At 56.8% G+C, this 16,419-nt stretch carries 14 protein-coding genes; 11 read left to right on the forward strand and 3 right to left on the reverse strand.

What is annotated here, in order from left to right:
* Positions 1–351 precede the first annotated feature (351 nt).
* The 5 genes from AC1RKC_RS04725 (at position 352) to AC1RKC_RS04745 (ending at position 6,635) form a co-directional block, all read left to right on the forward strand.
* On the forward strand, positions 352–1,197 hold the full coding sequence (locus tag AC1RKC_RS04725; protein WP_048762034.1) for an AraC family transcriptional regulator: 846 nt from the start codon (positions 352–354) through the stop codon (positions 1,195–1,197).
* A 207-nt stretch (positions 1,198–1,404) separates the two neighbouring features.
* On the forward strand, positions 1,405–2,325 hold the full coding sequence (locus tag AC1RKC_RS04730; protein ID WP_020826223.1) for a dihydrodipicolinate synthase family protein: 921 nt from the start codon (positions 1,405–1,407) through the stop codon (positions 2,323–2,325).
* Between the two features lie 57 nt (positions 2,326–2,382).
* On the forward strand, positions 2,383–3,993 hold the full coding sequence (locus AC1RKC_RS04735) for an aldehyde dehydrogenase (NADP(+)) (RefSeq protein WP_115059190.1): 1,611 nt from the start codon (positions 2,383–2,385) through the stop codon (positions 3,991–3,993).
* A 44-nt stretch (positions 3,994–4,037) separates the two neighbouring features.
* Positions 4,038–5,603, forward strand: a complete 1,566-nt coding sequence (locus AC1RKC_RS04740; RefSeq protein WP_261159103.1) for an APC family permease — start codon at positions 4,038–4,040, stop codon at positions 5,601–5,603.
* 18 nt (positions 5,604–5,621) lie between these two features.
* Positions 5,622–6,635: an Ldh family oxidoreductase gene (locus AC1RKC_RS04745; protein WP_198639811.1), complete on the forward strand. Its 1,014-nt coding sequence runs from the start codon at positions 5,622–5,624 to the stop codon at positions 6,633–6,635.
* 55 nt (positions 6,636–6,690) lie between these two features.
* On the opposite strand, the gene AC1RKC_RS04750 is transcribed toward AC1RKC_RS04745, so the two are convergent.
* Together AC1RKC_RS04750 and AC1RKC_RS04755 are read right to left on the reverse strand one after the other, a co-directional pair.
* A complete protein-coding gene (locus AC1RKC_RS04750; RefSeq protein WP_020826219.1) occupies positions 6,691–7,119 on the reverse strand; it encodes a universal stress protein in 429 nt (142 codons plus the stop codon).
* Positions 7,120–7,296: 177 nt separating this feature from the next.
* A complete protein-coding gene (locus AC1RKC_RS04755; RefSeq protein ID WP_020826218.1) occupies positions 7,297–8,013 on the reverse strand; it encodes an autoinducer binding domain-containing protein in 717 nt (238 codons plus the stop codon).
* Positions 8,014–8,358: 345 nt separating this feature from the next.
* On the opposite strand from AC1RKC_RS04755, the gene AC1RKC_RS04760 reads away from it, so the two are divergent.
* The 5 genes from AC1RKC_RS04760 to AC1RKC_RS04780 are packed head-to-tail and all read left to right on the forward strand — an operon-like array spanning position 8,359 to position 14,217.
* Positions 8,359–9,888: a 3-hydroxyacyl-CoA dehydrogenase NAD-binding domain-containing protein gene (locus AC1RKC_RS04760; protein ID WP_493092000.1), complete on the forward strand. Its 1,530-nt coding sequence runs from the start codon at positions 8,359–8,361 to the stop codon at positions 9,886–9,888.
* Positions 9,889–9,897: 9 nt separating this feature from the next.
* The gene (locus AC1RKC_RS04765) at positions 9,898–11,109 is read left to right on the forward strand and encodes an acetyl-CoA C-acyltransferase (protein WP_176983829.1); all 1,212 of its coding nucleotides are present in this window, start codon (positions 9,898–9,900) and stop codon (positions 11,107–11,109) included.
* 15 nt (positions 11,110–11,124) lie between these two features.
* Entirely contained in the window at positions 11,125–12,336 is a 1,212-nt protein-coding gene (gene hemA / locus AC1RKC_RS04770) for a 5-aminolevulinate synthase (RefSeq protein WP_020826215.1), read from the forward strand.
* Positions 12,333–13,505 (forward strand): MFS transporter, encoded by a 1,173-nt coding sequence (locus tag AC1RKC_RS04775; protein ID WP_129982503.1) that lies wholly within the window; start codon positions 12,333–12,335, stop codon positions 13,503–13,505. Before hemA ends, AC1RKC_RS04775 begins: the two co-directional genes overlap by 4 nt.
* Positions 13,498–14,217: an enoyl-CoA hydratase-related protein gene (locus AC1RKC_RS04780; protein WP_401659925.1), complete on the forward strand. Its 720-nt coding sequence runs from the start codon at positions 13,498–13,500 to the stop codon at positions 14,215–14,217. The genes AC1RKC_RS04775 and AC1RKC_RS04780 overlap by 8 nt, the downstream gene beginning before the upstream one ends.
* A gap of 105 nt (positions 14,218–14,322) precedes the next feature.
* Here AC1RKC_RS04780 and AC1RKC_RS04785 read toward each other — a convergent pair whose 3' ends face one another.
* Positions 14,323–14,622, reverse strand: a complete 300-nt coding sequence (locus AC1RKC_RS04785) for a putative quinol monooxygenase (protein ID WP_046373950.1) — start codon at positions 14,620–14,622, stop codon at positions 14,323–14,325.
* A 480-nt stretch (positions 14,623–15,102) separates the two neighbouring features.
* Between AC1RKC_RS04785 and AC1RKC_RS04790 the strand changes: the two genes are divergently transcribed.
* Positions 15,103–16,341 carry an MFS transporter gene (locus AC1RKC_RS04790; protein ID WP_493092259.1) on the forward strand — a complete coding sequence of 413 codons (1,239 nt, stop codon included), beginning with the start codon at positions 15,103–15,105 and terminating at the stop codon, positions 16,339–16,341.
* The last annotated feature ends 78 nt before the right edge of the window (positions 16,342–16,419 follow it).

The raw sequence follows: 16,419 nt of genomic DNA on the forward strand, positions 1-16,419 counted from the left end.
TTAGACTGACCGAATATGTCAGCGGCGGCTTGATACATTTCGGCTCGGCACATGCAGAAATCAGCACAATCCTTAATTGGATATCCGGTTAACGCCGAACAGAGAAAAGCGATGAGCCATAAGAATGAGTTATTTATCAAATCGTTACTTTTATGTTATTTCCAGACTTGTGCTAAAGAGGCGATTTTTTTCTGCGTGGAATGTGTCACGGAGGGAAAAAGTTTGCGGTGATCCGCATAATTGACGGCTGCGCTTGAAAAGTTACAAGAAAGTTAATATTGATGAGGCGCGTCAACATGGCCGGCCCGGCCACTCCAGATTCTGTGCCATCCAGCGGGAAAAGGTATTGCCATGCGATTAACTCAACGCCACCAGGTTATCACTGACACCAGGCCCGCTTTCGATGAACAGGAAGATGACGTTTTCGCCGTTGAGCAACTGTCCCGCTGGTGCGATGGCCTGGCACAGCAACGGCCGAATACTCTGCGCGACCTGCTTAATTCCCTGGCGTTGATCGCCCCGCTGTTCAATGCCATGCCCAACGTGGTGTTCTTCATCAAAGACGTGCAAGCCCGTTATCTGTTCGCCAATCTGACGCTGGCCAAACGCTGTGGGTTTAAAACCGTCGCGCCGCTGCTGGGCAAAACCTCGGCGGACGTTTTCCCCGCCCAGCTCGGATCGGGGTATACCGAGCAGGATCTCCGCGTGCTGCGTCACGGGGAGCTGATCCAGGATCAGCTGGAAATGCACTTGTATAACGGACGTGAGACCGGTTGGTGCCTGACGCAAAAGCTGGCGCTGTACGATGCGCAGGGCAAAATCATCGGCATGGCTGGCATTTCGCACGATCTGCAGGAAGCCAAGGCCAATCACCCAGCCTATCAGCGGCTGGCGGCCATCGATGTCTACATTCGCCAGCATTACGCCCGGCCGATCGCACTTGAGGAACTGACGACGCTCACTGCACTTTCCGTGGCGCAGATTGAACGTTACTGCAAACGCATTTTTCATCTCACGCCGCGCCAGATGATCCACAAGGTGCGGCTGGAAAAAGCCACCGAACTGCTGGCCGGCGATATGCCGATTACCGACATCGCCTTGCAGTGCGGCTACACCGATCACAGCGCATTCAGCCGTCAATTCAAAGCCATGACCGGTTCAACGCCGCGCGACTTCCGCACCACCATTGCCCTTTAATACACTGATTTATATTAGTAAAAAAATCGCCATGGTGCCTTGTGCATCAGGTTCCTTCTCGTCTGAAGTCCCGCCTCACTGTGCCAATTTCGTCATGGCATTCGGCGAAAACCGTCAAGCCCCTGCGAACAATACAGGTCAATCTGTGATTGGATTTTACCAATAATTCACCATTGATTAACAAACTTGGACGACAGGAAAAACACTATGAGCCATAAAGCCATTAGCTGGAGCGGCGTATTCCCGGCGGTCAGCACCCAGTTCCGCAGCGATTTTTCTCTGGATCTCGACGCCACCCACACGGTGATCAAAAACCTGGTCAAAGACGGCGTTTCGGGCCTGGTGGTGTGCGGCACCGTGGGTGAGAACACCTCGCTGACCGTTCAGGAAAAACTGTCGGTGATTGAAGTGGCACGCGACGCAGCTCAGGGTCAGGTCCCGGTGATTGCCGGTATCGCCGAGTTCACCACCGCCTTTGCGCGCAATATGGCGCGCGAAGCCCAGAAGGTCGGCGTCGACGGCATTATGGTAATGCCGGCGTTAGTCTATTCAGCCAAACCCCATGAAACCGCAACGCATTTTCGCAGCGTCGCTACCGCCACCGATCTGCCGATCATGGTCTACAACAACCCGCCGATTTATAAAAACGACGTGACGCCGGACATCCTGACGTCACTGGTCGATTGCGAAAATATCGTCTGCTTCAAAGATTCCTCTGGCGACACCCGTCGCTTTATCGATCTGCGCAACGAAGTGGGCGATCGCTTTGTGCTGTTCGCCGGGTTGGATGACGTGGTGCTGGAAAGCATCGCCGTCGGCGCCGAAGGCTGGATCTCCGGCATGTCCAACGCCTTCCCGCGTGAAGGCGAAACCTTGTTCCGTCTGGCGAAGCAAAAACGCTTCGAGGAAGCGCTGGCGCTGTACAGCTGGTTTATGCCGCTGCTGCATTTGGATGCGCGTCCCGATCTGGTGCAGTGCATCAAGCTGTGTGAAGAGTTGGTGGGTCGCGGCAGCGCCATTACCCGTCCGCCACGTCTGGCATTGCAGGGCGATACCCTGGCCGAGGTCACCGCAGTGGTCAAAAAAGCGCTGGCCAACCGCCCTGCGCTGCCGGATGTCGGCCTCTGATCGCCACTCACGCCCGGCGGCCTGCCGGGCTCTGTCACTGACCCAACGGGGGAACCCATGTCCAACGCCCATACCATTAGCGGCCAACAGTTTATCGGCGGTCAACGCCGTGCCAGCGGTGAGGCCCAGCTTGTCAGCCTGCGCGCCGACAACGGCCTGCCGACCGGCCACGTTTTTTTCTCGGCCAGTCACGAAGAAGCCGCCGCCGCCGCCGATGCCGCCGCACAAGCATTCACGGCCTATTCTCAGCTCAGCGCCGAGCGTCGAGCCGACTTTCTTGAGGCCATTGCCGACCAATTAGACGCTCTGGATGAGGATTTCTTCGGCTTCGCCATGCAGGAAACCGCCCTGCCATTAGCCCGACTGAGCGGCGAACGGGCCAGAACCAGCGGCCAAATGCGACTGTTTGCCACCCTGCTGCGCCGTGGGGATGTGCATGGCGTGCGCATAGACAGCGCATTGCCTCAACGAACGCCGGTGCCCCGCCTGGATCTGCGGCAGTATCGCACCGCCCTCGGGCCAGTGGCGGTGTTTGGTGCCAGCAATTTCCCATTGGCATTCTCCACCGCAGGCGGAGACACCGCGGCCGCGTTAGCCGCAGGCTGTCCGGTGGTGTTCAAGGCGCACAGCGGCCATATGATCACCGCAGAACTGACCGCACTGGCCATCGAACGGGCAAGAGAACAACAGCAGATCCCTGCTGGGGTTTTCAACATGATTTATGGGGACCACATTGGCGCGGAACTGGTGCAGCATCCGGCCATTCAGGCGGTGGGTTTCACCGGATCGCTTCGGGGCGGCCGGGCCTTGTTCGATTTGGCCCAGCGGCGCGCCCAACCGATCCCGGTATTTGCCGAGATGTCGAGCATCAACCCGCTGATCGTTATGCCGCAGGCTTTAGCCCGCCGTGGGCAGCAGATCGCCCGCGAGCTGGTCGCATCCTTCACCCTCGGCTGCGGCCAGTTCTGCACCAAGCCTGGGCTGATCATCGGGCAACGCGGCGAAGCATTCAGCGAATTTGTGCGCGAACTGTCCGCACAGGTCAACGCCGCGCCTGCGCAAGCCATGCTCAATGCCGGCACGCTGGCCAATTACCGCCGCGGATTGGCTGCTCTTGATGAGCAAAACGGCATCCGTCACCTGGCTGGTCATCGCGAAGAGCGCCCGCATTTAGCAACGGCACAGCTCTATCAGGCCGATTTCGATTTGCTGCTCAGCGGAAACCCGCTGCTGCAAGAGGAAGTGTTTGGCCCGGCAGCCATTCTGGTGGAAGTGGAAGATCGTCGACAGCTGACCGCCGCACTGGACAGCCTGCAGGGGCAACTGACCGCCACGCTGCTGACAGAAAACGAGGATCTGGCCGACGCAGAACCGCTGGCCCAACGGCTGGCCCAAAAAGCGGGGCGGGTATTGTTTAACGGTTATCCGACCGGGGTAGAAGTCTGTGATGCCATGGTGCACGGCGGGCCTTATCCGGCCACCAGCGACGCACGCGGTACGTCGGTGGGTACGCTGGCTATTGAACGTTTTCTGCGCCCGGTCTGCCTGCAGAATTACCCCCCAGCGTTGCTGCCCCCACAGCTGCAAGACAGCAATCCACTGGGCCTGCTGCGGCTGATTAACGGGATTTACACCCGTGAACCTCTCCGCTCACCAGCCAACGACTAACCAAATCGCATCTGTCTGCCACCTAATAACAAAAGGGTCATTCCATGACAACCCAAGGCAAATTCAAGAAGCAGCTTACGCTCACCGATCTGACGTTTATCGGCCTGGGCGCAATCTTTGGTTCCGGCTGGCTGTTCGCCGCCAGCCACGTCTCTTCCATTGCCGGCCCGGCCGGTATTTACTCCTGGCTGATCGGCGGCCTGGCGGTGTTGCTGCTCGGCATTGTCTATTGTGAGCTGGGCGCAGCGCTGCCGCGCGCCGGCGGTATTATCCGCTATCCGGTATTTTCCCACGGTGAACTGATGGGCTATCTGCTGGGCTTTATCACCCTGATAGCGTTCTCCAGCCTGATCTCCATTGAGATCGTGGCCGCCCGTCAGTACGCCGCCGCCTGGTTTCCTTTTTTGAGCCAACCGGGCTCCGGCGATCCAACGCTGATCGGCTGGCTGGTCCAACTGTTGCTGCTGTGTTTTTTCTTCGCGCTGAACTACTACAGCGTCAAGACCTTTGCCAAATCCAACAACCTGATCAGCGTGATTAAATTTGTGGTGCCGCTGTTGGTGATCGTCGTGTTGTTCAGTTTCTTCAAACCCGAAAACCTGCACAGCCAGGGGTTTGCCCCCTTTGGTTCCGCCGGCGTCGAAGCCGCCATATCCGCCGGGGGGATTATTTTCGCCTACCTGGGCCTGACGCCGATTATCTCGGTTGCCAGCGAGGTGCAAAACCCGCAGCGCACCATTCCTATCGCGCTGATCCTGTCGGTGGTGTTGTCCACGCTCATTTACGTGCTGCTGCAGGTGGCTTTCCTCGGCAGTATTCCCAGCGAGATGCTGAACGGCGGCTGGGCCGGGATCAGCCAGCAATTTTCGCTGCCCTACCGTGATATCGCCATCACCCTGGGCATGGGCTGGCTGGCTTTTCTGGTGGTGAGCGATGCGATTATCTCGCCGAGCGGCACCGGCAACATTTATATGAACGCCACACCACGCGTGGTATACGGTTGGGCGCGCGCCGGCACCTTCTTTAAAATATTCACTCGCGTCGACGGCGAGTCCGGCATTCCGCGTCCTGCTCTCTGGCTGACTTTCGCCTTGTCGATTTTCTGGACGCTGCCCTTCCCTTCATGGGAGAAGCTGATCGGCGTGGTTTCCGCCGCGCTGGTCCTGAGTTACGCGATTGCGCCCGTCACCGCCGCCGGCCTGCGCCGCAATGCCCCTGAGCTGCCGCGACCATTTTTCGTGCGCGGCTTCTGCGTGCTCGGTCCGGTGTCATTTATCATCTCGGCGCTGATCGTCTACTGGTCCGGTTGGAATACCGTCTCCTGGCTGCTCGGCCTGCAAATCCTGATGTTTGTGGTCTATATCCTGTTCAAAAATAAGGTGCCGACCCATGCCGTCAGCCTCAAGCAGCAGATTTGGTCCTCGCTGTGGCTGATCGCCTTCTATGCGCTGATTATCATCGCTTCTTATCTCGGCAGTTTTGGCGGCATCAACGCTATCGGTCACCCATGGGACACCATCACCGTCGCAGTCATTGCGCTGGCGATCTACTACTGGGGCGCCTATACCTGTTTACCTCGGGCGAATTTTGCCGGTGATGAAGAAGAGTAAATCCAGAGGAGATATCTGATGACGCAAACCCAGAGGCTGACGTTGGAGCAAGCCTATGAGCTGGCGCTGAAGGCATTGCGCAGTAACGGATTCAGCGCCGAACACGCCGATGCCGTCGCCCAAAATGTGACGGCCGGTGAACGCGACGGCTGCGCTTCGCACGGTTTGTACCGAGTGCTTGGCTGCGTGCGTTCGCTATTGGCGGGCAAAGTTTCCGCCGATGCCCGTCCGACGCTGCTTGATCAGGCCCCGGCGATCTTGCGGGTCGACGCCCACGATGCTTTTTCGCTGCTGGCCTATCGCACGGCGCTGCCGGTTTTTGTCGAAAAGGTACGCACCAACGGCATTGCCGCGCTGGCCATTAACCACTGTGTGCATTACTCGGCACTATGGGCCGATATCGAACCTTTAACCGATCAAGGCCTGGTGGCGTTGGCCTGCACGCCCAGCCATGCCTGGGTCACGCCAGCAGGGGGAAGCCGGCCGTTGTTCGGTACCAACCCTATCGCCTTCGGCTGGCCGCGGCCGCAGCGGCCCCCCTTTATTTTTGATATGGCCACCAGCGCCGCCGCACGCGGCGAGATTGAACTGCATCGTCGTGCCGGTACCCCGTTGCCGCCAGGCTGGGGCATAGATCAACAGGGGAAACCCTCTACCGATGCCCAAAGCGTGTTGCAAGGTGCGATGCTGACCTTTGGCGGCCATAAAGGCTCGGCGCTGGCGGCGATGGTTGAACTGCTTGCCGGGCCGTTGATTGGCGATATGACCAGTAAGGAATCGCTGGCCTACGATCGGCAGACCGGCTCCTCCCCTTACGGCGGCGAGCTGATCATCGCCATGGATCCCGATCGTTTTCTGGGGCCGGATAAAGTGGCGCATTTGGCCAGGGCGGAAGCCTTGTTTGCTGATATGAGCGAGCAAGGGGCGCGCATTCCGGGAGAACGGCGCTTTCAACAACGGCAATACAGCGAACAGCACGGCGTCACCATCCCGCAGGCGTTGTATGAGGAGATTGCGGCTCTCTGTCGCTAACGTTTAGTAATGAGGCAGGCCCACAGCGTTAAACTGCGGGCCTGATTTGAAAGGATTACCGGACAACCATCACCGAAATATTGGCATGGCGAACAATGGCCGCCGCATTGGAACCCAGCAGATAGGTTTTCACGCTCGGTCGGCGCGAGCCGATGATGATCAGATCGGCTTCGATTTCCTCCGCCAGCTCCAGTACCTGATCGCGCGGCGAACCGAAGCTGACGGTGTAATCCAGCCGCTCCAGCGGAAGGTCGATTTCCGCCATGATCTGCTTGAGCTTATCCACCGCCTTCACTTCCGCCTTGTTCTCAAACTCTTTGATGCCGAACGAGTAAGCGGTAACGAATGCCGAGGCGTCCGGCAGCGCATGGAAAAAGTGCACTTTGGCACCGGACATTTTCGCCAGATACACCACATGCTCCAGCGCATGCTCGGTCAACAGGTCTTCTTCAATATCGATCGGCACTAATATGGTCTTATACATATCACATCCCTTCTATGTAACCGTGGTGCCCACAGGGTACTGCCGGGGAGGATAAGGGTGAACCGCTTTGTCGCGCTTTTGTGATCGGCGGTAAATACTGAGTGGGATATTTCCTTATTTAACAAAATATAAACACAACCCGTCTAACGGCTAGCCGAATAATTATTTCAAAGGCGGCTAAATCAGCTGTAAATACACCGCTTTTGCGGTAGCGGCGGTTTTATTGGCCACCGACAGTTTTTTAATCGAGTTACCGATGTGGAAATTTACGGTGCGCTCACTCAAGCCCATTAACAGCGCCGTTTCTTCCGAGGTTTTGCCTTCGCTGCACCAGCGTAAAATATCTTTCTCACGCAGCGTCAGCACATCCTTTATTGCCTCGTCGTTTACCGATATTAATGCTTCGCGCAGCGTCTTGTGGGCGGTCTGTGCCAGCCACAGGAAGAAAGTTTCGTTACGTGCCCCGGCCTGCGGGGACTGAGTGGGGATACTCTTACCGGCAAAAGTGAGGATGCCCAACCGGCCGTAGCAATCCTTGACGGACTGCGACCAGCCTTCACGAATGCCGTACTGCGCCATGCGCCACCACAGCTCCGGTTTATCCCGGTAGAACGGCTCGTCCCAATAGAATTGCAGCGTAGAGTGATGGGCCTGCTCGATCATCGGATCCTGCAGGTAGATCCGCAATTTGCGATAGTCCTCAAGATATTGCGCAGGATAATTACCCTCTATCAGCATCTTGGGCCGGCTGGCCGGGTAGCAGGAAAAGACCGTATAAGAGAAGTACTCGAAGCCCAGCGCCTGAGCGCAAGGTGCCAGACGGTTTAAAAAAAGGTCGCGGTCAGACAGGCTGCCAAGCAGATCATCCATCAAAGGCTGAAAGTGAGTGTCCATAACACGGGTTCTCCAGAGCACAGCGCCGCAATCATTAAGTGAGGTTAACTATAGTGGAGGGCTCAGGGCGACAACAGCCGTTTCATATAATAAAAAATACCATGGCTATAACAAAAACAGCTATTCCCCTGCCGTGATTAATAAATAACGACTTTATATTGCACCAGCGCTAAGAATTTCGCGAATAACATAAAGCCTATTTATTGTAAACCTGTCACTTCTACCGTTAGACAGTCACTCCGCCGCCAATTACCTTCGCCATAGGCACCTGGTGCTTTTTAAATTCAAATAAAATATAAGCATTTGCGAATTTTGCAAAGCAGAAGAATACTCACGGGGATATTTATGGCAGAGAATAATACGGTAATAAATTCGGTCGCCGTGATTGGCGCCGGAACCATGGGCAGAGGTATTGCCTATCTTTTGGCACTGAACGGCATACGAACCCTGCTTTATAATCGCAGCGCTCATTCTTTGAATCAGGCACGTGATTATATTGTCGGTGACCTGAATAAAAAAATCGATAACGGAAAAATAAGCCAACAGAAAAAAGGCGAGATCTTGGCCAACCTGGTTTTCTCGCCTGTTTTCGACGCTATCGCCGACAGTGACCTAGTGATTGAAACCATTGCGGAACATGAACCCACCAAGCATGAGATCCTCGCGGCCATTGCCGCCACGGTAAAAAAAGAGGCGATTATCGCCACCAATACCTCTTCGCTGTCGCTGAATAAACTGGCCGCGGGCATAGAAAATAACTCGCGCTTTATCGGCCTGCATTTCTTCAACCCAGCACCGCTGATGAAGCTGATCGAAATTATCCCGTCCTATTTTACCGCCCGGGTCACAACCTTACGCTGCCAGCAGTTGGTCACGGCGATAGGCAAACAGTTTGTGGTCTGCAAAGCCACGCCGGGTTTTATCGTCAATCGCATGGCGCGGCCTTTTTATCTGGAAGGTTTTCGCCTGCTGGAAGAAAACGTGGCGCTGGCACCGCAAATCGACCGTGCGCTCAAGGCCGGTGGCCACTTTCGCATGGGGCCTTTGGAACTGACTGATTTTATCGGTCAGGACATTAATTATCAGGTCAGCAGCCAGATTTGGCAGGACATGCAGTATGACCCCCGCTACACCCCCGGCCATTTGCAACGTTCGCTGGTGGATGCCGGGCTGTTGGGGAAGAAAAACGGCCGCTCCTTTTTTTCTCCCTCGGCTGACACAGCCACCCCACAGGCTGCCGGCGGCGGTACGCTGAGCTCGCTGCATTTTTTTGGCGAACATCCGCTGTTCGATCTGCTGCAACAGCACGCCCTCGCGACCTGGGCGCCCCTCCCAATAACATGTCAGCCGGAACACCCGGTTCTGGGACGGTTTATCCAGGTGAATGACAGTCTCGCAGTCAAAATCACCGATGGGCGAACGGCCAATCAGCTTGCCGACTTAGCGGGCCTCGATACCTTCGTGATCGACGTTGCACTGAACTACGCCAACACCGCTTTTCTGGTGGCGGCCCACAGCCAACAGGCTACCGAGACGAATAAAGCGCTGTTCCTCACGCTGCTGCAAGCGGTGATCCCGCAGGTGGAGTTTGTTAAAGATTCCCCAGGCCTGATCGTCGCGCGGGTTCTGAGCAGCCTGATCAATGAGTCGGTGATCATGGTGGAGAGCGGGGTTTGTAGCCGAGAAGACATCGATATCGCCGCCGTGGCCGGCGTCAACTATGCCGACGGCATTTTTGCCTGGCTGGCTCAGCTCGGGCAGAAAAACGTGAAATCGACGCTGGATAATATGGCGCAACTGCTGCATTCCGCCCGCTATTACCCGCATTACTCGTTGCTGCACACCACAAGGCCCGAGCTGGCCGTCGCGCCCTAAGGAAAAATGATGACGATTAAAGACGATGGGGTCTATCTGATTGACGGTACGCGCACGGCGATCGGCGCCTACGGCGGTAGTCTGGCATTAACCCGCCCGGACGATATGGCGGCCTCGATTATTCGGGCCTTGCTGCAACGACACCCGGAAAGCGAGGCGGATGTCGATGAGGTGGTGCTGGGCTGTGCCAATCAGGCCGGTGAAGACAACCGTAACGTTGCGCGCATGGCGGCGTTGTTGTCCGGTCTGGATCAGGGAGTACCGGCGATTACCCTTAACCGGCTGTGCGCTTCCGGGCTGGACGCCGTGATTTATGCCGGCGCAAAAATCAAAAGCGGCCTTAGCGATCTGGTGTTGGCCGGCGGTGTCGAAAGCATGAGCCGCGCGCCCTATGTGATGAGCAAAGGCGAAACGCCATTCGATAAGGGGATCAAACTGTTCGACACCACGCTGGGCTGGCGCTTTGTCAACCCGCAGCTGGCGCAACGCTATGGCAGCGATCCGTTGGGCATCACGGCCGAAAACGTCGCGCAGCAATACCGCATATCCCGCAAGGATCAGGATAATTTTGCCCTCGCGTCGCAGCAAAAAGCCTGGCGGGCTATCGAAAATGGCCGGTTGGCCAGGGAGATCACCGCGCTGGATGTTCAAGTCGATCGCAAAACCCGCCAATCCTTCGCGCAGGATGAGTTCCCGCGCCAGACCACGTTGCAAAAACTGCAGGCGCTGAAGCCGGCCTTCACCCCCGAAGGCTCGGTCACCGCCGGGAATGCCTCAGGTATCAATGACGGTGCCGCCGTGCTGTTGCTGGCCAGCGGTCGCTATGTCAAGCGCAAGTCACTCCAGCCGCTGGCGGAAATTGGCGACAGCGCCAGCGCCGGCGTTGCCCCCGCGTTGATGGGCATTGGGCCGGTCGCCGCGACCGAGCGTCTGTTAGCACGTACCGGTTTTACGCTGAATGATTTCGACGTCATTGAAATTAATGAGGCATTTGCCGCGCAGGTGTTGGCGACGCTGCAAAGTTGGCGCATCGACTTCGACGATACGCGAGTCAATCCGAACGGCGGTGCCATCGCCCTCGGGCATCCGCTGGGCATGTCCGGCGCGCGTCTGGTGCTTTCCAGCGCGCTGGAGCTGCATACCCGGCAATTAAGCAATGCGCTGGTGACGATGTGTGTCGGTGTCGGCCAGGGTGTTTCATTGGTGATTAAAGCCCTCTAATGTAAGGAATTCCGTATGAGCGTATTGAACATTCTTGAAGAAAAACTGGCCGAAACCAAAAAACAGGGCCGGTTCCGCGAGTTCCTCAATCTGGAACGCAGCGTGCTGGATAAACCCTGGGCCACCAGCCACGGGCAACAGGGTGAGCGCCGTCTGAACGTCTGGTGCTCCAATGACTATCTGGCGATGAGCCATCACCCCAAGGTGATTCTGGCCACCACCGAGGCGGTAAACCGTGTCGGGCTGGGTACCTGCGGGGCACGCAGTATTTCCGGCACTTCGATCTACCACAGCGAGTTGGAAAGCTTGCTGGCCAAAGCCTACGGCAAGGAGTCCGCGCTGTTGTTCACCACCGGCTTTGGGGCCAATGACGCCACGCTCTCGACGCTGTGCGACGCCATTCCCAATCTGATCGTCTTTTCTGATGAGCTTAACCATGCGTCGATGATTTACGGCATTCGCTACAGCAAGGCGGAGAAGAAAATCTTTCGCCACAATGACGTTGCGCACCTGGCCGAGCTGCTGCAGGAAGCCGATCCGCAGCGTCCCAAGCTGATCGCCTTCGAGTCGCTCTATTCGATGGACGGCGACTTTGCCCCGCTGGCACAGATTGTCGCGCTGGCGGAGAAACATCAGGCGCTGACCTATCTGGACGAAATCCACTCCGCCGGCGTTTACGGCCAGCGGGGCTTGGGTTATGCCGAACAACTGGGCCTGCTGGACAAGATCACCATTATTCAGGGGGGCTTTGGTAAGTCCTACGGCGCTGCCGGTGGCTATATCGCCGCACCGCGCGCGGTGGTAGAAGCCGTACGCAGCTGGGCACCGGCGTTCGTCTTCAGCACCTCCTCCCCCGCGCCGGTGGTGGCGGCGGCGCTGGCCAGCTTCAAATACAACCTGGAGCATGACAACCAACGCAAACATCTGCTGGCGATAATCGATCACCTGAAATCCGGCCTGCGCGCCGCCGGTATTCCTCTGGTCTCGGAGGACAGCCATATTCTGCCGGTGCTGGTCGGCGATCCACACCGCAACAAGCACATCAGCAAACAACTGCTCGATGAATACGATATTTACGTGCAACCGGTCAATGCCCCGACGGTGCCGGCCGGCAGCGAACGTTTGCGGGTTACGCCGACCTCGGCCCATACTCATGAGGACGTGGAATATTTCCTGGCGGCGCTAAGCAAAATCTGGGCCGCCAATGCGTTACGGAGAGCGGGATGAAGTTGACGGAATACAACGGCCATTTTCTTACGCTGTGTCTGATGGCGACCGGCACCTTTGCCATCGGTACCGATGCGTTTATCGTCGCCGGCATACTTGACGAGATTTCCGGCACCTTTGCCGTCAGCCCTGCGCAAGCGGGGCAGTTAATCTCGGTCTTCGCCCTGGCCTATATGGTGTTCGCTCCGCTGACCGCCTGGCTGCTGGGCAACCTCAACCGCAAACATATCTTGCAGTTGGCACTGGTGTTGTTTATCGCCGGTAACCTGGTTTGCGCCTATGCCGACAGCTTTTTGCAAATCTCCGCGGGGCGCGTACTGGCGGCGCTGGGGGCGGCTTGCTACACGCCGCAGGCCGCCGCCGCCGCCGTCGGGCTGGTGGCGGAAAAACGCCGCGGGCTGGCGATATCGATTGTGTATGGCGGCATGACGCTGGCTATCGCGCTGGGCATTCCCTTTGGCACCTTCCTGGCCAAGCTGATCGGCTGGCGGGAGATCTTCCTGCTGATCGCCCTGTTAGGTGCCGTTGCGCTGCTGGGGCTTTCGCTGGCGCTGAACGCCATAGCCGCGCCGGGGAAACATTCGCTGAAAGAACGGTTGGCCCCACTGCGACAAAAGGCAGTGCTGACCACGCTGCTGATCACCTTCTTCGCCGTCTGCTCCGAACACATTGTTTACAGCTATGTGAGCGTATTGCTGAAGAATACTCAGTTGGGCCCGGAGGCGATTTTGCCCATCGCACTGCTGATATTCGGTATAGGCGCCGTCATCGGCAATTTCGTTTCCGGTTTATTGACCGATACCTTCGGCAGTAAATTTGTCCTGCTGTTTTCCGTGTCGATTCAAACCCTTTCATTATTCCTGCTGGCCTTTTACATCACCTCACCCTGGTGGGTGCTGGCAATATTTCTGGTATGGGGGATTACCGGCTGGATGTATCTGGTACCCATTCAGCACCACTTGCTGTCGCTGTCCAAACGTTTTGGCGCGCTGACCGTGTCGCTGAACAGCTCGGTACTGTATGCCGGCATTGCGGCGGGGGGCATGCTCGGCGGCCTGACGCTGTATACCTTGCCCGCTTATTACCTGCCGCTGTTTTCGTTGCCGTTGGGCGCCATCGCCCTGCTGCTGACGCTGGTGTTCTTCCAGGGAGAAAAAAGCCATGACTGACCTGCCACCACCGGTGCTGTATGAACAACAGGACGGCATCGCCGTGATTACCCTGAACCGGCCGGAAAAAAAGAACGCCATCAATTTGGCGATGGCTCGCCTGATCCAACGCTACCTGCAACAGGCCGAGCAGGATGAAAAGGTTCGGGTGATCCTGTTGACCGGTCAGCCACAGGTGTTCTCGGCCGGGATGGACGTCAAAGCCTTTCAGCAGGGCGAACTTCCGGTGGTCGATCCGAATGGCTTTGCCGGCCTGGTGCATGCGCGACTCACCAAGGTGATTATCGCCGCCGTGGACGGTATCGCCTTCGGCGGAGGGTTCGAGATAGCGCTGGCCTGTGACCTGATCGTCGCCGGGCGGGATGCCCAATTCAGTTTCCCGGAGACCGGGCTGGGGCTGATTGCGGCACAAGGCGGATGTTCGCGCCTGCCGGTGCGCATCTCCCCCTATATCGCCCTCGACTGGTTACTGACCGGTCGCGTCATAGGCGTGGAGGAAGCCTGGCGGCACGGTGTTATTTCACGGATCAGCGAGGGAAGCGCTCTGGAAGAGGCACGGCTGATCGCCGGGCAAATCGCCCAGAAGAACCCACTGGCTACCCAGGCGGTAAAAGCCATCGTTCGTCATGGGATGACGCAACATGAGGCCCCCAGCTTTGATTACCAACAAAGCTGGGTAGATCAGGTGCGGTTGGCGGCAAAAGTCTTTTAAGAGCATTCTGAGGGAATGGCAATCATTCGCAGTCTAATTTTTAATCACTACAAGACCGCAATTGAGAAGCCATTGACCCCGCTCTGCGGGGATTTTTTTGCCTGGTTAACCCTCGTCTGAGGGAAAAGGCTGCATAAACAAAAAGGTACAAGGCTTGCTCTGGTGCTGATTGATTAAAGGCACCAGGCGCTTGAAATGCTCGGTTTGGCAATGCGTGTCCAACGCTGCCCGATCGGGCCACTCCTCGACGAAAATAAAATGCCCCGGATCCTGATGGTCAATCAACAACTCATAGGAGAGGCACAGCGCCTCCTGACGGGTTTTCTCTACCAATTCGCGATACAGCGGCAACACCGTTTCAATACGGTCGTGCTTGATAAAATCTTCAGCAATCACCTTTAGCATGGCGTCTTTTCTCTTTCAGTTTATCTGTCATGGGTGGCCACTCTACCCTCGAAGACCAGACTTTGCCTTCATTAATCGTGGTGATAATTCAAAGCTTGTCATTCAGTGATTACGCGCACAGATATTCATCAGCAGGCTTGAATCACGACCGGCCATGTGTGAATTTCAGGTTAACCAATTGTCAATTTTTGGTTTCTACCAAAAGATTTTCCGTGGCTGCACAGGCCAGGATAGCGTTCATTGCTGCTTTTTTTTGCCCACAAAGGCCTGACCATTAGTCCTTTAGACCTTTGGGTGAAAACTGAAAACCGACGGTGAATGCTCCGCAGTGGCAATAGGTGCAGGCAAGCTGCCGGCGTTACACCGCCGGCCCCAGTCATTCAACCTGTTTGAGAGGGTAGCCCCGTGAGTAATACGACCAACACCAGTTCCGCGCTCAATTCAGCGATTAAAAAAACGTGGCGCAGATTAATCCCCCTGATGTTCTCTCTGTATTTCGTCGCCTTTATCGATCGGGTAAACGTAGGCTTTGCCAAGGAGGCAATGTCGGTGGATATTGGCCTGTCGCAATCCGCCTTCGCATTGGGTGCAGGGATTTTCTTCGCGGCTTACGCCATCTTCGGCATTCCAGCCAACCTGATGATGAACAAACTAGGGGCAAAAGTCTGGCTTAGCGCCACCACGGCAGTGTGGGGGGCCTTGTCCGCCTGCACCGGTTTCGTCAGCAACGAATATCAATTTATCGCCTTGCGCTTCCTGTTGGGGTTGGCCGAGGCTGGCTTCTACCCGGGTATCCTGTTGCTGGCTTCCCTTTATTTTCCCAATAAGGTTCGAGCCTCAGTGATAGGTATCTTTGTCCTCGGGGTTCCCGCGGCCTTGACCCTGGGCTCGCCCATTTCTGGCGCGTTGCTCGAAATGCACGGCGTGCTGGGGCAGCCAGGTTGGTTCTGGATGTTTGTTTTGGAAGGTTTACCGGCCGTCGTGTTGGGGATCTTCGCCTATTTCTATCTTGACGACAGCCCGGCCAAGGCGCGATTTCTTAACCCGGAAGAGAAGCAGGCGTTGGTGACACAGTTGGCCCTGGAGCAAACAAATACCGAGGCCAGCAGCGTGAAAGAGGCGTTGAAAAACTCCAAGGTTTGGCACCTGGCGTTTATTTACGGCACCATTCAGGTCGGCGTGTATGGCCTGTTGTTTTTCCTGCCCTCGCAGGTGGCCTCGCTGATGGGCACCAATATCGGGTTTAAGGCATCGCTGGTAGCGGCAATTCCCTGGGCCGTTTCTGCATTTGGGGTCTACTACATCCCGCGTTATGCCGACCGCAAAACCTCCCGCCGCTTGCCCATCGCCATCGGCTGCATGGTGATTGCCGCACTGGGATTAGTTGTTTCGTCCTATGCCGGGCCGACTGTTGCCATTATTGCGTTGTGCTTTTGCGCCGTCAGCTTCCTGGCGGTGCAGCCGATATTCTGGACCTTACCGGCGCAGATACTTTCAGGCCCGGCGCTGGCGGCCGGCATCGGTTTTTGCACCACGCTGGGCGCACTGTTCAGTTTCCTGGCGCCGCTAATCCGTACCGAGGCAGAACTGCGCTTCGATAGCCCGCATGCCGGCCTGATCGTACTGGCAATTTTCTCTTTGCTGTGCGCCGCGCTGATTTTTGCACTCAAAGGGTGGGCTACGCAGAGCACCGAGCATCAGGCTCAGGTGAGTGGATAAGCCTGGGCTGAAGCCCATTCGATTTAGCTTATATTGAAGCGGTGAATGAGACACTGACCCTACATTTTCTGGGGGTCA

The sequence above is a fragment of the Serratia sp. GW822-FHT06E05 genome (assembly GCF_058799445.1).

Coding starts and splice junctions, on each gene's coding strand:
- AC1RKC_RS04735 (WP_115059190.1), top strand. CDS start 2,383: ATGTCCAACGCCCATACCATTAGCGGCCAACAGTTTATCGGCGGTCAA.
- AC1RKC_RS04790 (WP_493092259.1), top strand. CDS start 15,103: ATGTTCTCTCTGTATTTCGTCGCCTTTATCGATCGGGTAAACGTAGGC.
- AC1RKC_RS04755 (WP_020826218.1), bottom strand. CDS start 8,013: ATGGACACTCACTTTCAGCCTTTGATGGATGATCTGCTTGGCAGCCTG.
- AC1RKC_RS04760 (WP_493092000.1), top strand. CDS start 8,359: ATGGCAGAGAATAATACGGTAATAAATTCGGTCGCCGTGATTGGCGCC.
- AC1RKC_RS04750 (WP_020826219.1), bottom strand. CDS start 7,119: ATGTATAAGACCATATTAGTGCCGATCGATATTGAAGAAGACCTGTTG.
- AC1RKC_RS04775 (WP_129982503.1), top strand. CDS start 12,333: ATGAAGTTGACGGAATACAACGGCCATTTTCTTACGCTGTGTCTGATG.
- AC1RKC_RS04785 (WP_046373950.1), bottom strand. CDS start 14,622: ATGCTAAAGGTGATTGCTGAAGATTTTATCAAGCACGACCGTATTGAA.
- AC1RKC_RS04730 (WP_020826223.1), top strand. CDS start 1,405: ATGAGCCATAAAGCCATTAGCTGGAGCGGCGTATTCCCGGCGGTCAGC.
- AC1RKC_RS04780 (WP_401659925.1), top strand. CDS start 13,498: ATGACTGACCTGCCACCACCGGTGCTGTATGAACAACAGGACGGCATC.
- AC1RKC_RS04765 (WP_176983829.1), top strand. CDS start 9,898: ATGACGATTAAAGACGATGGGGTCTATCTGATTGACGGTACGCGCACG.
- AC1RKC_RS04740 (WP_261159103.1), top strand. CDS start 4,038: ATGACAACCCAAGGCAAATTCAAGAAGCAGCTTACGCTCACCGATCTG.
- AC1RKC_RS04745 (WP_198639811.1), top strand. CDS start 5,622: ATGACGCAAACCCAGAGGCTGACGTTGGAGCAAGCCTATGAGCTGGCG.
- AC1RKC_RS04725 (WP_048762034.1), top strand. CDS start 352: ATGCGATTAACTCAACGCCACCAGGTTATCACTGACACCAGGCCCGCT.
- hemA (WP_020826215.1), top strand. CDS start 11,125: ATGAGCGTATTGAACATTCTTGAAGAAAAACTGGCCGAAACCAAAAAA.